We start from the raw sequence: 16,535 nt of genomic DNA on the forward strand, positions 1-16,535 counted from the left end.
ACTGGTGGCGCATGGTCCTCGGCCGCAACGCCGGCATGGACGTGGCGGTCCGCGTCTCGGACGCCGTCGACGCCAGCTCGCTGCTCTCACCGTGGCGCGACGTCTCGATGCTGGGCTTTCTCGGCCTGCTGCTGCTCTACGCCGGGCTGGCGCGGGCCGGCGTCGTGGGCTGGTGGGCGAGCGCTGTTTACGTAGTCGCGCTGGTCGGGATGTTCACCGTGCCGGTGAGCCTGACGCTGGTGTACGGCCTGGTCTTCACCGCCCTGTTCGCCCCGCTCGCGGTCGTGGGGATCCGAGCGGCCCGGCGCGCCCGGACGCTGTGACGGCCGGTCGCCGGGGGCCGTGGCGGCGGCCCCCGGCTTCCCGCGCCGCCGGACCGGCCGCAGCTTGCCGGCGAGGTCGGCGACGACGGTGAGCGGCGGCAGCAGCAGGAGGAAGAGCACGACGGGCCAGGCCCACGGGTGGTCCTGGACGGCGCCGACCGCCGCGTCCAGCCCCGAGAACAGCCGGGTACGCAGCCAGGGAAGCCACGGCGCGGCGCCGAGCAGCAGGGCCGCGAGCAGCGCGAGCGTCCGCAGCGCCCCGGCCGCTCCGGGTCCGAGGCTGAGCGCCAGCACCAGCGCGCCCGTGGTGCAGGCGACCACGCCGGTCATGCCCAGCAGGGTGATGTCCGTCAGCAGGGCCAGCACGCCGCAGGCGAGCAGGGCCAGGCCGGTGAGCACCATCGGGCCCCGCCGGCCGGAGCTGCGGTCCACGGCCTGGTACGCCGTCCGCGTCACCGCCCGCGCCGTGGCGAACGTCGGCCGCAGCGAGCGCGGCGGCTCCCGCATCCCGGTGCCGGCCGCCGTGGCCACCGCCGCCGCCCGCGTGGCCGTCCGCAGGAACAACGGCGTACGCCGCCGCGCCTCCTCCCGCAGGGTCTCGCCGGCGACCGGGCAGGAGTCGAGCACCCTGCCGGTCTCCTCGCGCGACGGCTGCTCCTGCGCGGCCCACGCGTCGAAGTCCCGCAGCCACTGTGCCCGGCCGCCCTCCTTGCGTACCTCGGCGGCGACCACGCGCAGCTCCTCGGTGGCGATGTCGCCCTGGAGCACCTCGGCCAACCACATCGCCAGGCCCGGCAGACTGGGCGGGACGGGCAGCGTCTCGTCGTCCAGGAACCGCAGGGCGGCGCGGTGTTCCCCCGGCACCGGCCGGCCGAACGACTCCGCCATCCGGCCGGTGAACGTCTCCGCGCGCCGGCCCACCGGAACCCCGTCGTTCTCGAGGACGGCCAGGATCCGCCGCGGATCGAGGAGCAGGTGCACGAGCCAGCCGCAGCCGTCGAGCCTGCCCCACATCCAGTCGTTGGCGCGCCACGACCGCTTGTAGAAGGCCCCGAAGTGGTGCACCTGCAGGCCGGTCAGCTTGCTCGCCGCGGTCGGGTGGCTGGGCGCGAGGCCGCTGCGGGTGTCGGCGCTGACCTGGATCAGCTCGACGAATTGCTCGACCTCCTGCAGCACGGGCAGCACGGAGCGTACGGCCACGTGCAGGTCCAGCAGCATCCGTACCGGCTCGGGGCCGCCCAGGACCGCGAGGTAGGACCGGATCTCCTCGCCGGCCGCCGCGCGCTGCTGGGACGCGGACGGGCGGGCGCCGTCGGGGGCCGGCCGGTCCGCCGCCACCGCGTCCCGGGCGAGCCGCCGCAGCCGGTCCGCGACCAGGGTGACCACCCGGGTGAGCTCCCGCCACGCGGCGCGCAGCTCGTCCTCGGACCCCTGCATCCGTGCGTACGCCGTGGCCAGCTCCGCCACGTCACCGGGCAGGGCCGCGATGGAGCCGTGGCTGGTCGCCGGGCCGAGGTGGGTCCGGACGAACGAGCCGAGCTGCGTCTGCCGGGTCTCGCTGAGCGGCCGCAGCACGAACATGGCCGCGTGGGCGAAGGCCTGCCGGTCGTCGACCGTGCCCGCCAGCGTGTAGCCCAGCCGGACGAGGCGCAGCACGGTGGCCTTCGCCGCGTCGAAGGCGGGCCGGCCGAGGGCCACCGCCGCCTCGACCGCCTCCGCCTCGGTTCCGGGCGGCCGGGCCGGCCAGCGCGCGGTGACCGCGTCGACGGCCGCCGAGCGCAGGGCCTCCATCTGGTCCGTGCCGGGCAGGAACGGCCCCTCCGCGCCCTCCGGCCACAGCGTGGGCAGCTGCCGGGCGATCTCGGCGAGAAGCGGCGCCACCAGCCAGTTCCCCTGCCGCCGCCGGTAGTCGGCCCAGGCGCCCGGGTCGGTGAGCAGGCCACCGTCGCCCAGCCGCCCGGCGAGGACCGCGAGCCGCAGGCGGGTGTCGGCCATCGCCCGTACCCGATCGTTGTGTTCCTTGATGGCGGCGAGGTCGGCCGCGATGGACTGGTTCATCGTCGCGCTCAGATCGGCCAGCAGGGCGGCGGCCAGATCCGGCGGCCGCGACCTGCGGCACTCCGGCGGTGCGGCGGCCGGGACACTGGACGGTACGACGTACAGCAGGGCGCGGCGGACGTGCCGGTCCCCCTCGCGGTCGAAGATCGTCTGCAGCACGGGCGCGATCGGGCGGTTGACGAGCAGGCCGCCGTCCGCCGCCCAGTGCGAACGGGTCGCGTCCACGTACGGCGCCATGTCCGGGTGCAGGTCGTCGAGTTCCCCGGCGGCACCGCGGCCGACCGGCACGAACGACGGCTCGAAGGCGCCGGGGAAGGAGGCGCTGCTGCGGGCGGCCAGGGCGAGCGGGGCCGCGATGTCGCCGGCGAGCGTGCGCTCGTCGAAGTGGAACAGCGCGTGGTGGTCGGTGTCGCCGATCTGCGTACCGTAATCGTCGGTGAACCGGCCGATCTCCGGCGCCAGCAGCGTGGTGGTGATGAAGACGTCGGTCCTGCGCGGCTCCGGCACCTCCTCCTGCCCGCGGAGGATCGCCCGGATGCCGGAGTTCAGCGCCGTCAGCATCTGGTCGTCGCCCCTGAGCAGCGACGGCGGCGCGGGTTCGCCGGGGTCGCGCAGCAGCCGCCCGACGTCCCCGGCCTCCAGCCAGATGTCGCGCAGCGCGCCCAGGCCGAGGCGGCGGGCGCCGGTCAGGCCGAGCAGGGCGGCGTTGATGCCGCCCGCGCTGGTGCCGGCGAGCACGTCCACGCCGGCCTGGACGTCCATCAGCTCCAGCAGCCGCTGGTAGCGGTCGCGCAGCCGCCGCGCATGGCCCCGCTCCTCGGGCTGCGGCAGCGGGTCCCGGGGCCGGCGCTGGGCACTGGCCTGCACCAGCAGGTCGAGCTCGCGCGCGACGCCGCCCATCCACACCGCAAGGCTCACGCCGCCGGTGAAGGCGAGGGCCAGCCGCAGCTCCTGGGTCGCCAGCGTGGCCGGCCGGGGACCCCCGTCCGCGGCGGCCCCGGCGCGCGTGGTCAGGTCCGGCCGCCGCGGGACCACCTCGTCCGGCACCGTGGTGATGCCGGCCTCGGCGGCCGTGGTCTTCGCGGCGGGCGGAACGGGAATGGTGGGAACACTCACAACGCGCCTCCGGCAGTCTGGAGCACTTGGGGGGCACCAAACGGATACGCGCGCCGCGCCGGTGATACCTGGCGGACCGGTTGCGGACAGGTTGATCCTCGGCCGACCGCTCACCAGCGGCGCACGGCGGCCGATGGACCCGGCATGGAACGCATGCCCGCCCGGGCCGTACCCGCGATCGCGCTGGTCGCCGGGGTGCCGACGGTGCTCGCGCCCGGGTCCGTGGTGGCCCAGGTGGCGTACACGGCCGGGTTCAGTGCCGTCGTGGTGCTGGCGTGGCTGGCGGTCCGCGCGAGCACCGGGCCGGCCCGGCTGCCGCACGCGCTGATCGCGGGCGCGCTGACCACGTGGCTCACCGGCGACCTGCTGTACCTGCTGCTCGACTGGACGCTGGGCGGCCTCGGCGACGTCTCCGCCGCCGACGGGCTGTGGGTGCTGGGCTACCCGCTGCTGGCCGCCGGCCTGCTGGTCACCGTACGGCGGCGCGCGCCCGGCCGGCTGCGCGAGGCGGCGCTGGACGGCCTCGCCATGGCGACCGTGGTGGGCACCCTCTTCTGGCAGTTCATGATCCTGCCGGCGTTCCGGGACAACGCGCTGTCGCCGGCGGTGGTCGTCACCGCCTTCTACCCCTTCGGCGACGTGCTGCTCTTCGCCACCGGCGCGATGCTGGTCTTCGCGCCCGGCGGCCGCCGCGGCCCGCTGCGTTCCATGCTCGCCGCGCTGACCGTCACCTTCCTCGCCGACGTGTTCCTCTCGGTGAGCCCGGCGTGGCTGGCCGACCTCGGCGTCGACCGCCTGGACGCGCTGCTGCTGCTGGCCAACAGCCTGTTCGCCGCGGCGCTGTGGCACCCCGGGACGCCGGACGGCACGCCCGTCGCGGCGGACACCGAACGTCTGCACCCGGCCCGGGTCGTCTTCCTGGGCGTCGCCCTCCTCGCCCTGCCGGCGCTTGCCGTCACGCGCGTCACCGACGACACGATCAGCCGCGGCGCCCTGCTGACCGCGATGGTGCTGCTCACCGTGATCATCCTGGTCCGGTTCACGCTCGTCGTCCGCGAGCAGGAACGGGCCCGCTCGACGCTCGCCCACCGGGCCACCCACGACGACCTCACCGGCCTCATCAACCGGCAGGACCTGCACGCCCGGCTCGCGGCGGCGCTGGACCGCGGCGACGACGTGCTCGTGCACTTCCTCGACCTGGACGGCTTCAAGGCGATCAACGACCGGTACGGCCACGCCGCCGGCGACTTCGTGCTCACCGAGGTGGCCCGGCGGCTGCGGCTGCAGGCCCGTACCGGCGACACCGTGGCGCGGCTCGGCGGCGACGAGTTCGTCGTGGTCACCGACTCCGCCGTCGACGCGGCGGCGATGGCCCGCCGGCTGCGGGAGGCGGTCAGCGCCCCGATGCCGTTCGACGGCCACGACCTGCACGTCGACGTCAGCGTGGGCCACGCCCGGGTCGGCCCGCAGTACACCACGTCGGACGACCTGCTGGCCGCAGCCGACACCGAGATGTACCGGGAGAAGGCCGGCCACCGCAGCCGCCGGCGCGACGCCGTCGTACCCCTCGGGTAGGGATGCCCTGATCCGCTACCGTGGGCGGCCATGAACGAAGCACCGCGGCCCCCTGCCTGGATCGACTGGCCCGTCCGGGTGCTCGCGGTGATCTTCGTGCTCCCCTTCCGCCTGCTGTGGGAGCTGCTGGGCGTCATCGGGCGGTTCCTCGCCCGGTGGGTGGGCCGGCCCCTCGCCTGGCTCGGACACCACCTGATCGTGGTCCCGGTGTCGTTCCTGTGGCACTACCTCGTCGCCGTACCGGGCCAATGGCTGTGGCGGTGGCTGGTCGTCGTGCCGGTGACCTGGCTGGGCCGGTGGCTCTGGCAGCGGCGGTGGATCGTGGTGCGGCCGCTGGCATTCCTCGTGCGGTACCTCCTGGTGATCCCGGTGGGCTGGTTGCTGGCCGTCGTCACGCCCGTCCTGGTGGTCATCGGCAACGGCATCGCCGCGGTGGCGCGCGGGTTCGCCAGGTGGGTGCTGGTGCCCGGCTGGCGGGGCGCGGGCTGGGTGCTGTGGCAGGTCTACCGGTGGCTGCTGCGGCCGGTGGGGCTCGCCGTGCGATGGGTGTGGCGGCACACGGTCGTGCCCGTGTACCGGACGGTGGCCGCCGCCGGACGGTGGGTGCAGGACGCCGTGCTGCGCCCGGCCGCGGAGATGGGCCGCGCCGTGCTCGTCTCCGTGGGCCTGCGCCGCTGACCCGGGCCACGGCCGATTCGTTCAAGGCCGATTCGTTCAAGACGGCGGGCCGGCGGCGCTCCTAGGGTTCCTCCCATGAGCGCTGAACGATTCATCATGGCCGAGGCGCGCGTGCTGGAACGCCGCCTCTACGAGACCTGCGTGCTCGGCGCGCCGCCGGACGGCGTGGTGGCGGCGCTGCGGGCGTACCGCAACGGCGACGGCGGCTTCGGGTACGGCCTCGAACCGGACAAACGCGCCCCGGACAGCCTGCCGCTCGACGTGGAGATCGCCTTCCGCACGCTCGCCGACGCGGGCGTGACCGCGGCCGACCCGGACACCGCCGGCCTCATCGGCCCGGCCTGTGACTTCCTCGCCGGAGTGGCCGACGAGCGGGGCGCCGTGTCGCTTGCCGCGCCGGTCATCGAGCGGTATCCGCGGGCCGGGCACCTGACGGAATGGACGTACGAGCCCGGGGTCAACCCCACCGCGGGGCTGGCCGGGCTGCTGTACCGGCTCGGGTTCGACCACCCGTGGCGGGACGCGGCGACGGCGTACGTCTGGGCCGAGCTGGACGCCGGCACGCTGCCCGACGACGCGCACGCGCTGTCCGAGGTGCTGGTGTTCCTCGAGCACGTGCCGGACCGCGACCGGGCCGACCGGCACGCCGACCGGGTCGGCGAGCTGCTCCGCAAGACGGCGATGTTCCACCTCGAGCCCGGCACCCCCGGGTACGGCATGACGCCGCTGCAGATCGCCCCGGAGCCCGGCTCCCGCTGGCGGACCCTGTTCACCGACGAGCAGCTCGGGGGTCATCTCGACAAGCTGGTCGCCGATCAGCAGGACGACGGCGGCTGGCCGATCAGTTGGGATCCGCCGAGCACCGCCGCGCGGCTGGAGTGGCGGGGCATGGTGACCGTGGGGGCGGTGCGCACGCTGGCCGCGTACGGTCGATCGCCCGCCCGGCCCTGACCACGCACAAAAGCGGGCCCGGCGCTGGGAGCGCCGGGCCCAGGGGTTTACGGGCCGGTCAGGCGGCCGGCGCGGGCCGGCGCAGCACCCAGCGCACCGGCGGCAGCCAGCGGACCAGCTCGGCCGTCTGCCGGTTCGAGCCGTACGCCAGCAGCGTCAGGAACACGCCGTACACGGGCAGGTGGCCGAGCAGCTCGGTGCCGCCGAAGAGCAGCAGCGTCGCGTTGAACGGGATGCCCGCGACCAGCACCGCCACCTGCGGCAGCGCGCCGGAGATCACGAGGAGGCCGAACAGCAGCTCGGTGGCGCCGGCGATCGCGACGAAGGTGTCGGCCGGCAGGTGGATGCCGACCAGCGCGAACACGTCGAGCTGCGGGAACATCTCGACCGTCTCGCGGGCCAGCGCGGGGTTGGCCAGCTTCTCGGCGAACGCGAGGGTGATCAGTGCGCCGCCGGCTCCCAGGCGCAGGGCGAGCAGGGCCTTGCGCAGTGTGACGGCGTCCGGCTCGACCCGGCCGAAGGTCGCGTCCGACGGCGGGACGAACGCGAGGAACACGGCGACGCCGAGCAGGTCCATGGCCGACAGCAGGCCGACCGGGCCGGTGACGAGCAGGGCCAGCGGGCCGGCCACGGCGAGCAGCACGGCCGCCGGGCGCAGCCGGATGCCGGTGATGAACCAGACGCCCAGCGCGCCCTCGAGGAGCAGGATCGCCGAGCCGCCCGCGAGGTGCTCGACCTCCAGGTCGTGGGTGAGGAAGTGGCCGGAGACGGCCGCCGCGAGCAGCGAGACACCCAGGTGGATGGCGAGCAGGCGGGGCACGTACGGCACCAGCCGCCCGACGAACCCGAGCTGCGGCAGCTCCGGGGTGGGCAGGAAGCGCAGGGTCGCGTACCGCCAGGCCACGGTGACCAGCACGACGGCGACGATCAGCGCGAACGTGACGGGCCGCAGCGCGAACGACCAGTCGCCCGGGTAGCCGTCCGGGTCGGGCACGAACCACTTCTCGTGCGCGGAGGCCGGCGTCGCGGCCGCCAGCAGGGTGGCGGCGGCAGCACCCAGCACGGCGCCGGCTCGCATGATCGTGGTCCGCATGTCTCACTCACTCCTTGATCGGTTCCTCGTCATTCCTACGGCCTGACGAAGCGTCGATCGAGGGTTCAGCGGCATCTCGGGACCTTGGTCCTGCCACTTCAGGACCAGTGCTGATCAGCGTCTGCCCGCGCGCGAGGCGGCGAAGCGCAGCATCGGCCAGTAGATCCGGGTCGCGTCGGCCACCACGGCGAAGTGCGAGGACGCGTTGTCGTCCAGGTACGTCGTCGCGATCGTCACCTCGTCGATCGGGATGCCCAGGCGCGCCGCGTCCAGCAGCACGTTCATCTCGTACTCGAAACGCTCCCCCGGCACCGAGGCGAGCCAGCCCAGCATCGCCCCCGGGTACCCGCGCAGCCCCGTCTGGGTGTCGCGGACGAGCCGGCCGGTGACCGCCTCGAACAGCCGGCAGGTGAGGGTGTTGCCGACCCGGCTGCGCAGCGGCATCCCGGCGAAGCTGCGGACGCCCAGCACCATCCGCCCGGTCTCGCGGACCCGTTCGGCGGCCCGGCGGACCTCGTCGGCCCGGTGCTGCCCGTCGGCGTCGGCGCACACCACGTCCTCGCCCGGGTACGCCTCCGCGATGTGCCGGAAGCCGGTCTTGAGCGCGGCGCCCTTGCCCCGGTTCACCGGGTGCCGCAGCAGGGTGCAGCCCCGCTCGGCGGCCCGCTCCAGCACGGACGCCGAAGCGGGGTCGCTGCCGTCGTCCACCACGACGATGCGGGCCGGGCCGAGCCCGTCGACGAGGGTGAGCAGGGACTCTCCCGGTTGGTAGACCGGCAGCAGAACAACCATGGGGGCCCAATCGTCGGGGAAACGGATTGCGGGTCCTATACCCGGCTACCGATCTCCGGACGCGTCACGCTCGTCACCTCATCGGGGGGTCGGCGCCGCAGCCGGTCGGTCCGGCGCAGCCACGCGACCATGTGCCGCTCCCGCCGGCGCAACGCCGCCGCGTCCCGGGCGCCGGCCAGGAAGATCCGGACGGCGGCGCGCGCGAGGCGTTCGGCTCCGGCCGGGTCGGCGGCTCCGCCGGTCACGGGTACGTCGAGCAGCGCGCTGCCCGGCAGCCCCAGGACCTTCCCGGCCAGGTACCGGATCCGGGGCAGGTGCCAGGGGTGCGACACCAGCCCCAGCGGCCGTGCGGCGTCGAACGCGTACCCGCTGAGCAGCCCGTCCTCGACCGTGTGCAGCAGGTTCTCCAGCGTGCTGCGCGACCTCGTCTCGGTGCGCAGCTCCGCCCACCGGTCGAGGCCCAGCGACCGGGCCTCGGCCAGCATGAGGTCACCCTCGCGGCTGCCCGCGGGCGGCTCCGGCGCGCCCTCGCACGCCTCGGCCCAGCCCCCGCTCAGGACCACCGGCACGGCCCGCGGCCACGCGCCGCGGTGCCGCTCGACGTATCCGGCGGCGGCCCGCACCCGTGCTGCGCCTCCGGGCGTGAGCGTCCACCCGCCGGCGGTGCGGGTGACGCCCCGCCCGAAGACGAGCAGGGCGGTGGCGGTCGGCGCGGTCATGACCTTCCTATCGTCTCGCTGAGCTCCGACCGTACCCCCGGCTTCTGCTGAGGGCAGACCCACCCGGCGCCGGACCGGCCTAGGGTTTCGACCATGTCCGTCACCGTCCACGAGCTCGCCGCCCGGCTGGCCGACCGGTTACGCCGGCAGATGCCGGCCGGCAGCCGGCTCGACCGGCTCGCCACCGACCTGGAGACCGCCTTCACCGGCGCCGTGGCACCGGTCGACGACGCCGGCTGCCGGGCCGTGCAGGCCCTCGCCCAGCGGCACGCCCGCCACCTGGAGCTGCACTTCCACGCCGGGCGCGAGGCCGCGGCGGCCGACGAGGCCGGTGGGTGGCCACCGCCGGACCCGCTCCGGGTACAGGCGCAGGCGGCGGGCGTGACCCAGGTACGCCGCGACGACGACCGCTTCGTCCTGCAGCTCGACGCCCTCGAGCCGCTCGGCCTCGCCGCGCCGTACGTCGACGCGGCGTTCACGCTGGCCCGGGGCGCGTCGAGGCTGGTCCTGGACCTGCGGCGCAACGGGGGCGGCGACCCGGCCACGGTCGCCGCGGTGGCCGGCCGGCTCCTGGGCGACGACGCCACCCACCTGTCCGACGTCACCTACCGCGACCGGGTCCGGCAGTGGTGGACCCCGGACCTGCCCGCCGGCACGGCACTCACCCAGCCGCTGGCGGTCCTGGTCAGCGGGCACACGTACTCGTCGGCCGAGGCCCTCGCCTACCACCTGCAGGCCCGCGGCCGCGCGGTCGTGGTCGGCGAGCCGACGCGCGGAGCGGCCGACCACGTGACGCCGGTGTGGCTGACGCCGGAGGTGCTGTGCCTCCTGCCGGAGGCGGAGGTCCGCGACGCCCGCACCGGCACGAACTGGGAGGGCACAGGCGTCATCCCGGACATCGCCTGCCCCGCCGCGGAGGCGCTGGAAAACGCTTGAGTGTCCACCCGGTGGAAGCCCGACACTTCCCCCATGGACGATCTCACCATCGGGCAGCTCGCGGACCGCGCCGACGTGCCCGTACGCACCATCCGCTTCTGGTCGGACGCCGGCCTCCTGCCCCCGTCCGGCCGGTCGGAGGGCGGCTACCGCCTGTACGGTCCCGAGGCCGCCGCCCGCCTCGACCTGGTCCGTACGCTCCGCGAACTCGGCCTCGGCCTGGACGACGTCGCCGCGGTCCTCGCCGACGAGACCACGGTCGCGGATGTCGCCGCCCGGCACGTGCTCGCCCTCGACGCGCAGATCAGGGCGCTGAGACTGAACCGGGCCGTCCTGTCGACGGTCGCGCGCAGGGGTTCGTCCACCGAGGAGACGGCCCTGCTCAACCGCCTCGCCCGGCTCCCGGTCGCCGACCGCGCCAGAATCATCGAGGACTTCATGCGCGAGGTGGCCGACGGCCTGGACGCCCGCCCCGGCATCGCCGAACGCCTGCGCCGCGCGCCGATCGAGCTTCCGGACGACCCGACCGCGGACCAGGTCGACGCCTGGCTCGACCTCGCGGAGCTGATCCAGGACCCGGAGTTCCGAGCCCGCATGCGCACGATGATGGAGACCGTCGTCCCGGGCCGCCCGGCCGGCGCCGGCATCTGGTTCGCGGGACATGTCGTGGAGGTCGTCGCCCAGGCCCGCGACCGCGGCGTGACCCCGGGCAGCCGGGAGGCGAGCGAGGTGCTGGATGAGCTCTTCCCGGGCGCGGACCGGGCGGAGGTGCTGCGCTGCCTGGAGGCGGGGCTCGCCGCGAACGCCGAACGATTCCGGCAGCTGCTGCGCGCGGTACGCGGCCATGAGCCGCGACCGTCGCGCATGCCGGACCTCACCTGGCTGGCCGAGGCGCTGCGGCTCAGTCCTCGATGACCGGATTGCAGGGCGACAGGAACGGGTCGGCCGTCTCCGTGAAAAGGGGGTTCGCAGCCCATCTTGCGAGTACGACTCCGTCGGGACCGGGTGGGCGTGTGGACGGCCCTGCTGGAGCGCACTCGGGCCAGAACTCGTGGAACCACCGGTGTTCCGACGTGTACAGCCTGGACCAGTGTTCCCGGATCAGGGCCGTGACGCGCTCCCGTCGTCCCGGCACGCCGAGGTGACGTCCCAGGTAGCACGTGGCCGCCAGCACTGTCGACTGCAGCGACAAGGTTCCCCACGCCATCCCGTACGGCGGGTTGGGGTTCTGCTCGCGGAGGTCTGCCACGAGGAGGTCGAGGACCCGATCCCAGGCACGGTCGTCGCCCGCCACCGCCAGACCGTGAATCGCGTACCTCCGCACGGTCGCGCATTCGTCGTCTGTGCACTGTGCCAGCGCCGGTGAGGCCTGGGCGCCGATGAGCTTGACCAGTGCTACCAGCGCGGCGCAGCGCCGGTCGGTGTTCTCTGTGGTGTTGTGTGTCATCGTCCTTCCCCTGCCACCGCTACGCCGGGACGTACGCTACCGGCGGCTCGGGGCGGAGGCTGAGGGCTGTTCGTTCGGCGAGGCGTTTGGCCGGGGCGAGGCGGTGGCGGGTGGTGCTCAGGCCGTACCTGATCATCGCGGTCCGGGGGGTGCGGCCGGTGCCGGTCAGGTCGTAGCCGCAGGCGCGGAGGCGGCTGGCCAGCGCCGTCTCGCAGAGGGCGATCTCCTCCGCCGTCAGCCGGCGGCGCCAGCTCTCAACGCGCCGCGTGGTGACCGGTTCGTGGGTGTGTTCGTGCCAGGTCTTGAAGGCCGGGACCGCCACGTCCGCGACCGCCGACGGGCGGGTCATGGCCGGGTCGTAGTCCTCGCCGAGGAAGGCGCAGATCCCCGTGAGTTCGCGGTGGGGGTCGGCGACCAGGTCCTCGTAGCGCAGCGAGTGCCATTGGTTCGCCGGGAGGCGGCGGGCCGCGCGGTGGGCCTCGTCGACCGCTCGGGCCCAGGCCGCGACCGTGCCGGGGACGTCCTCCCTGTGCCAGGTCATCTCCTTGAGGGAGGCGACGCAGGCGCGGCCGTCGCGGATCACGTTGATGATCTGCGCGTCCGGGAACAGGCGCAGGATCACGTCGAGGTTCTGCAGGTACGCCGGGCGTTTGTCGCCCCAGCGGGCTTTGCCGAAGCGGTCGGCGTACGCCTGGAAGACGGTGGCGAAGGCCGCGCCGAGCGTGCCGGGTCCCGTGGTGATCCGCCGGATCGTGTCCTCGGCGTCCAGGCCCAGGTCGGCGAAGCGGGTCTGCTCGCGGCCGACGATCCAGCGGGCGAGCCGGTCGCGGCCGGTGACGTCGGCCAGGTCGCCGAAGGCGCGGCGCCGGCGGTACGCCTCGAGCACGAAGCGGGTCTCCGGCGGGACGGCGAGGCGGCGGTGGGCGTGCAGCATGAGCTGCAGCATCGTCGTGCCGGAGCGGGGGCAGCCGACGACGAACACGGGGCGGGCCGCGGTCATGATCACCTCCGGTGGGCATCAGCTCACCGGAGGTAACTTACGGATGTCGATCGGCAAAGTGAAGAAGCGGGCCGGAGCCGAAGCTCCGGCCCGCTGGCCGTCACGGGACGGCCGGGTACTCCGCCAGGAAGACCGGCTGGCCGATCTTGCTGGTGTCCGCCGCGGGACCCACGCCGTTCACGACGTGGTTGATGGTGCCCGCGCTCAGGTTCACCGTCATGATGTGGTGCAGCTTGACGCCCGGGCGGTTCGGGACCTCGAAGCCGTTCTCGGTCTCGATGGACGGGTTGTTCTGGTTGAAGACGTACACGCCCGCGCCGTACAGGGTGTGGGTGCGCACCTTGTTGCCGACCTTGTAGCCCGCGTAGCCCTTGACCGGACCGTTCATCCAGTCGGCCTGCGTCGGCGGGTCGTACGGGAGCTCGTTCTGGTACAGGATCGTCGTGCCCTTGTCGCCGTTCCAGACGGTGTTGTACTTCTGGAAGTGCTCGACGAACAGGCCCGTCGCGGTCACGTTGTCGCCGTTGATGACGGCGCCGTAGCGACCGGTGTTGGTGCGCCAGCGCTGGGTGTCGCCGTTCACGCCCTCGGTGAAGCCCTCGACGCCGTGGTCCGCGCGCCACACCCAGGTGTGGTCGATGAGCACGTTGTCGCTGTTGACCTCGAGCGCGGTGTCGGTCTTGCCGATGTGCGGGCCGCCGACGCGGAAGTACACGTCGGACAGCGTGGTGGGGTTGCTGGGCGAGCTGATGTTCAGCCCGTGGCCGTCACCGACGCGCAGCAGCGTCTTCGATTCCTTGGTGCCGGCGTCGATCGTGACGCCCGCGACCACCACGCCGGGCACGTCGGCCACGGTCAGCGGCGTCGCGCCGTTGACCGCGGTGAGCGTGGCGTGGCCGATGCCGAGCACCACCTGGTTGGGGTGCCAGACCTTGATGCTGCTGCCGACGTTGTAGACACCCGGGGTGAGCAGCAGGTTCTTGCCCAGCGCCAGGGCGGCGTTGATCAGGCCGACCGGGGTGGACGGCTTGGCGACGAAGAAGTCGCTGATCGGCAGCGTACGGCCCGCCGTGATGTCCTCGTCCCACGAGGCGCCGCTGGTGTTGCGGTGCGCCGACGGCACGCGGACGTTGTACTTGCCCTTCGCGTCCACGAACAGGTACGGCTTCTCCCGGCTGACCGGAGTCTTCTCGACCGTCGTGTATGGCGGGTCCGGGAACGCCGAGTCGTCGGGCGCGCCCTCGACGCCGGAGAACACCTGGTTCCAGACACCGTTGGACCACTTCTGCACGGTGCTGTTACGGGTGATCCACTGCTGCTGCGAGCCGTTGACGACCTCGCCCATGGTGGAGTCGGCGATGAAGCCGCCGCTGGCGTACTGCGGACCGGCGGTGCAGTAGTCCATCAGCGAGAAGGTGCCGCCGTTGACGTTGAGCCGGCGCAGCGACACGGCCTGCGACACGGCCCAGAAGTTGGCCGTGCTGCGGCAGCCGTCCTGGCCGGCGGCGTTGACGTTGATCGTCAGGTTGGACAGGGTGCGCCAGAAGTTGACCAGCGCGAGGCAGTTGCTCGTGCCACCGTCGGCGAGGCAGCGGTTGTAGACCTCCACCTTGCCGTTGATGACCACGTCCTTCGGCGAGGCGCCGAGGCCGGAGATCTCGGTGTAGTAACCCACCTTGATCTGCAGCGGCTTCTCCGCCGTGCCGTAGGTGCCGGGCTTGAACAGGTACGCGTAGCGCTCGGTGCCCATCTCGTTGTCGACCTGCTTGGCGTGGGTCGCGTCCAGGGTGGCCTGGATCTGCTCCACCGGCATGCCGGGGTCGAAAACGGTGACGTTGGCCCCGAGGTTCGGCACGGTGCTGCCGTACCGGGCCGGCGCGGCGGTAGCGGCCGTGGGGACGCCGGTCAGGGAACCGGCGGTCGCCAGGGCCAGACCGAGGGTGAACATGCGGCCGAGACGTCGGCGTACCAGCCGGCGGTCGGCCAGACGTCCAGCGCCGGCGAGGCGAGTCGTCATGCTCTGGTGGTCCTTTCCGTAACAGGGCTGCAATGAACCAGGTCACAGAAAGCGATAGATGCGGCCGGATGTCAAGGGCGGGAAGCGCTCTCTGCCCGCCGCATTCGGGCGGCATCGGGACAAGTCGCCCCGGTTCCGGAACCGGTACCGCCCGAACGGACAATCCGCCGAGATCGTCCAGCTGTTGATCAAAGTCGGGGGCGGCCGGGGAAACGGCGGGAAATCGTCGCGGAAATGACCGTCGGAAATGGACGGGCACGATGTCATATCGCACGTGAAGCTTGCTCACGTTCCTCATGACATTTGCGACTGTAATGGCCCCCTCTCACACTGTCACGCTTTTCTGCGAACGCCCATCCGTTGCCGGCACCGGCACACACCCGGTGCAGCTGACCAGCTCTGGCAGGGAGACCCGTGTTCCAGCTCGCCACCGCCATCCGGCCCGGCCGCGCCACCGGGCGGCCGGCCGACCTCCTCGCTCGCCCCGCACCGCGCCGGCCCGTACCGGCCCGTCCGATGCGCGCCACCCGCGCCGGGTTCGGCGAGGCCGTCGTCCTGCTCGTCCTGGACGTCACCGCGGTCGCCACGGTGTCGGCCGCCGCCGGCTCCTGGTGGGCCCTGACGCTGATCCGCGCCGCCGCTGTGCCGCTGCCCCTGGCCGCCGCCGGGTTGTACCGCGCCCGCCTGCAGTTCGCCGTCCTCGACGACCTTCCGCGCCTCGTCATCGCGCTGGCGGTCACCGCGGCCGGCACCGTCTGGCTGCCCTGGCCGGTGCTGCCGCCCCCGGATGTCCTGGGCGTTGTGCTCGCCGCGCTGCTCGCCGGGCGCGTGGCCGGATACCGGCTGCTGCGCCGGCACCGCCGCCGCTCCCCCGGCCGGGCGGCGATCGTCGTGGGCAGCGGCGACCTGGCCGTCCAGCTCGCCGAGGCGCTGCGCGCGGACCGCTCGTACGGCATCGCCCCGGTCGGCTTCGTCGGCCCGCGCACCCTGACCCAGCCCACCCTGCCGATCCTCGCCGGGGCCGACGACCTGGAGAAGGCCGTCCTGCGCTACAAGCCGCTGCACCTGATCGTGGCGTTCCCCGCGACCCCCGACGCCGACCTGGTCGCCGCGCTGCGCCGCTGCCGCCGCCACGGCGTCACCGTGCATGTCGTGCCGCGGCTGTTCGAGCTGGCGGTCGGCTGCGGCGGTACGGACTCCGTCCGCGGCATCCCGCTGGCCCGGCTGCGCCCCGAGCCCGTGCAGATGCGCCGCTGGGCGCTCAAGCGGCTCCTCGACATCTGCGGCGCGGCCGTCGCCCTGGTGCTGCTCGCGCCGGTGTTCCTGCTCTGCGCCCTGGCCGTGAAGATCGAGTCCGGCCGGCACGGGGTGCTGTTCCGCCAGGAGCGCATCGGCCGCGACGGCGAGCCGTTCACCATCGTGAAGTTCCGCTCGCTGACCCCGTCGACCGACCTCGAGTCGCAGGTCACGTGGAACATCAACACCGACGCCCGGCTGGGCCCGGTCGGCAGGCTGCTGCGGTTCAGCTCGCTGGACGAGCTGCCCCAGCTGGTCAACGTGCTGCGGGGCACCATGTCGCTGGTCGGGCCGCGGCCGGAGCGGCCGTACTTCGTCGAGCAGTTCCAGCGCACGTACGCGGGCTACCTCGACCGGCACCGGGTCCCCGCCGGCATCACCGGCTGGGCGCAGATCAACGGCCTGCGCGGCGACACGTCCATCGAGGAGCGGACCCGCTTCGACAACCACTACATCGAGCACTGGTCGCTCGGCCTCGACCTGAAGATCATTCTCCGGACGGTCGGCGCCATGCTCAGCATCCACCGGGTCTGA

General features: G+C 73.6%; 13 protein-coding genes. 6 read left to right on the plus strand and 7 right to left on the minus strand.

What is annotated here, in order from left to right; all coding sequences use genetic code 11:
- Positions 1-86: 86 nt before the first annotated feature.
- A complete protein-coding gene (locus IT780_RS31585; protein ID WP_199515483.1) occupies positions 87-3,497 on the minus strand; it encodes a patatin-like protein in 3,411 nt (1,136 codons plus the stop codon).
- A 144-nt stretch (positions 3,498-3,641) separates the two neighbouring features.
- Here IT780_RS31585 and IT780_RS31590 point away from each other — a divergent pair, with 144 nt between their 5' ends.
- The 3 genes from IT780_RS31590 to IT780_RS31600 all read left to right on the plus strand — a co-directional run bounded on the left by IT780_RS31590 (position 3,642) and on the right by IT780_RS31600 (position 6,701).
- Positions 3,642-5,072: a GGDEF domain-containing protein gene (locus tag IT780_RS31590; RefSeq protein ID WP_199515484.1), complete on the plus strand. Its 1,431-nt coding sequence runs from the start codon at positions 3,642-3,644 to the stop codon at positions 5,070-5,072.
- Between the two features lie 30 nt (positions 5,073-5,102).
- Positions 5,103-5,750, plus strand: coding sequence for a hypothetical protein (locus tag IT780_RS31595; protein ID WP_199515485.1), 648 nt, complete (start codon positions 5,103-5,105; stop codon positions 5,748-5,750).
- 75 nt (positions 5,751-5,825) lie between these two features.
- Entirely contained in the window at positions 5,826-6,701 is an 876-nt protein-coding gene (locus IT780_RS31600; RefSeq protein ID WP_199515486.1) for a hypothetical protein, read from the plus strand.
- A gap of 58 nt (positions 6,702-6,759) precedes the next feature.
- Here the strand turns inward: IT780_RS31600 and IT780_RS31605 are convergent, their stop codons facing one another.
- From IT780_RS31605 to IT780_RS31615, 3 genes are all read right to left on the minus strand, one after another.
- On the minus strand, positions 6,760-7,794 hold the full coding sequence (locus tag IT780_RS31605) for a hypothetical protein (RefSeq protein ID WP_199515487.1): 1,035 nt from the start codon (positions 7,792-7,794) through the stop codon (positions 6,760-6,762).
- 114 nt (positions 7,795-7,908) lie between these two features.
- Positions 7,909-8,586: a glycosyltransferase family 2 protein gene (locus IT780_RS31610; RefSeq protein ID WP_199515488.1), complete on the minus strand. Its 678-nt coding sequence runs from the start codon at positions 8,584-8,586 to the stop codon at positions 7,909-7,911.
- A gap of 35 nt (positions 8,587-8,621) precedes the next feature.
- Positions 8,622-9,305 carry a YdcF family protein gene (locus IT780_RS31615; protein WP_199515489.1) on the minus strand — a complete coding sequence of 228 codons (684 nt, stop codon included), beginning with the start codon at positions 9,303-9,305 and terminating at the stop codon, positions 8,622-8,624.
- A gap of 93 nt (positions 9,306-9,398) precedes the next feature.
- Here IT780_RS31615 and IT780_RS31620 point away from each other — a divergent pair, with 93 nt between their 5' ends.
- Positions 9,399-10,241, plus strand: a complete 843-nt coding sequence (locus IT780_RS31620) for a S41 family peptidase (RefSeq protein WP_199515490.1) — start codon at positions 9,399-9,401, stop codon at positions 10,239-10,241.
- 33 nt (positions 10,242-10,274) lie between these two features.
- Positions 10,275-11,156, plus strand: coding sequence for a helix-turn-helix domain-containing protein (locus tag IT780_RS31625; RefSeq protein ID WP_199515491.1), 882 nt, complete (start codon positions 10,275-10,277; stop codon positions 11,154-11,156).
- On the opposite strand, the gene IT780_RS31630 is transcribed toward IT780_RS31625, so the two are convergent.
- The 3 genes from IT780_RS31630 to IT780_RS31640 all read right to left on the minus strand — a co-directional run bounded on the left by IT780_RS31630 (position 11,143) and on the right by IT780_RS31640 (position 14,705).
- On the minus strand, positions 11,143-11,688 hold the full coding sequence (locus IT780_RS31630) for a HEAT repeat domain-containing protein (RefSeq protein WP_199515492.1): 546 nt from the start codon (positions 11,686-11,688) through the stop codon (positions 11,143-11,145). The two genes, IT780_RS31625 and IT780_RS31630, sit on opposite strands and share 14 nt — an antisense overlap.
- 19 nt (positions 11,689-11,707) lie before the next feature.
- Positions 11,708-12,688, minus strand: a complete 981-nt coding sequence (locus IT780_RS31635) for a sulfotransferase family protein (protein WP_199515493.1) — start codon at positions 12,686-12,688, stop codon at positions 11,708-11,710.
- 100 nt (positions 12,689-12,788) lie between these two features.
- Positions 12,789-14,705 (minus strand): pectate lyase-like domain-containing protein, encoded by a 1,917-nt coding sequence (locus IT780_RS31640; protein WP_372443839.1) that lies wholly within the window; start codon positions 14,703-14,705, stop codon positions 12,789-12,791.
- A 414-nt stretch (positions 14,706-15,119) separates the two neighbouring features.
- Between IT780_RS31640 and IT780_RS31645 the strand changes: the two genes are divergently transcribed.
- Positions 15,120-16,535, plus strand: a complete 1,416-nt coding sequence (locus tag IT780_RS31645) for a sugar transferase (protein WP_199515494.1) — start codon at positions 15,120-15,122, stop codon at positions 16,533-16,535.

It is taken from the genome of Nucisporomicrobium flavum (genome assembly GCF_016464385.1).
Lineage (GTDB): Bacteria > Actinomycetota > Actinomycetes > Mycobacteriales > Micromonosporaceae > Actinoplanes > Actinoplanes flavus_A.

Bases quoted from the DNA above. Each gene is read 5' to 3' on its own strand.
- IT780_RS31590 (WP_199515484.1), top strand. From the start codon at position 3,642: ATGGAACGCATGCCCGCCCGGGCCGTACCCGCGATCGCGCTGGTCGCC.
- IT780_RS31595 (WP_199515485.1), top strand. From the start codon at position 5,103: ATGAACGAAGCACCGCGGCCCCCTGCCTGGATCGACTGGCCCGTCCGG.
- IT780_RS31600 (WP_199515486.1), top strand. From the start codon at position 5,826: ATGAGCGCTGAACGATTCATCATGGCCGAGGCGCGCGTGCTGGAACGC.
- IT780_RS31605 (WP_199515487.1), bottom strand. From the start codon at position 7,794: ATGCGGACCACGATCATGCGAGCCGGCGCCGTGCTGGGTGCTGCCGCC.
- IT780_RS31610 (WP_199515488.1), bottom strand. From the start codon at position 8,586: ATGGTTGTTCTGCTGCCGGTCTACCAACCGGGAGAGTCCCTGCTCACC.
- IT780_RS31615 (WP_199515489.1), bottom strand. From the start codon at position 9,305: ATGACCGCGCCGACCGCCACCGCCCTGCTCGTCTTCGGGCGGGGCGTC.
- IT780_RS31620 (WP_199515490.1), top strand. From the start codon at position 9,399: ATGTCCGTCACCGTCCACGAGCTCGCCGCCCGGCTGGCCGACCGGTTA.
- IT780_RS31625 (WP_199515491.1), top strand. From the start codon at position 10,275: ATGGACGATCTCACCATCGGGCAGCTCGCGGACCGCGCCGACGTGCCC.
- IT780_RS31630 (WP_199515492.1), bottom strand. From the start codon at position 11,688: ATGACACACAACACCACAGAGAACACCGACCGGCGCTGCGCCGCGCTG.
- IT780_RS31635 (WP_199515493.1), bottom strand. From the start codon at position 12,688: ATGACCGCGGCCCGCCCCGTGTTCGTCGTCGGCTGCCCCCGCTCCGGC.
- IT780_RS31640 (WP_372443839.1), bottom strand. From the start codon at position 14,705: ATGACGACTCGCCTCGCCGGCGCTGGACGTCTGGCCGACCGCCGGCTG.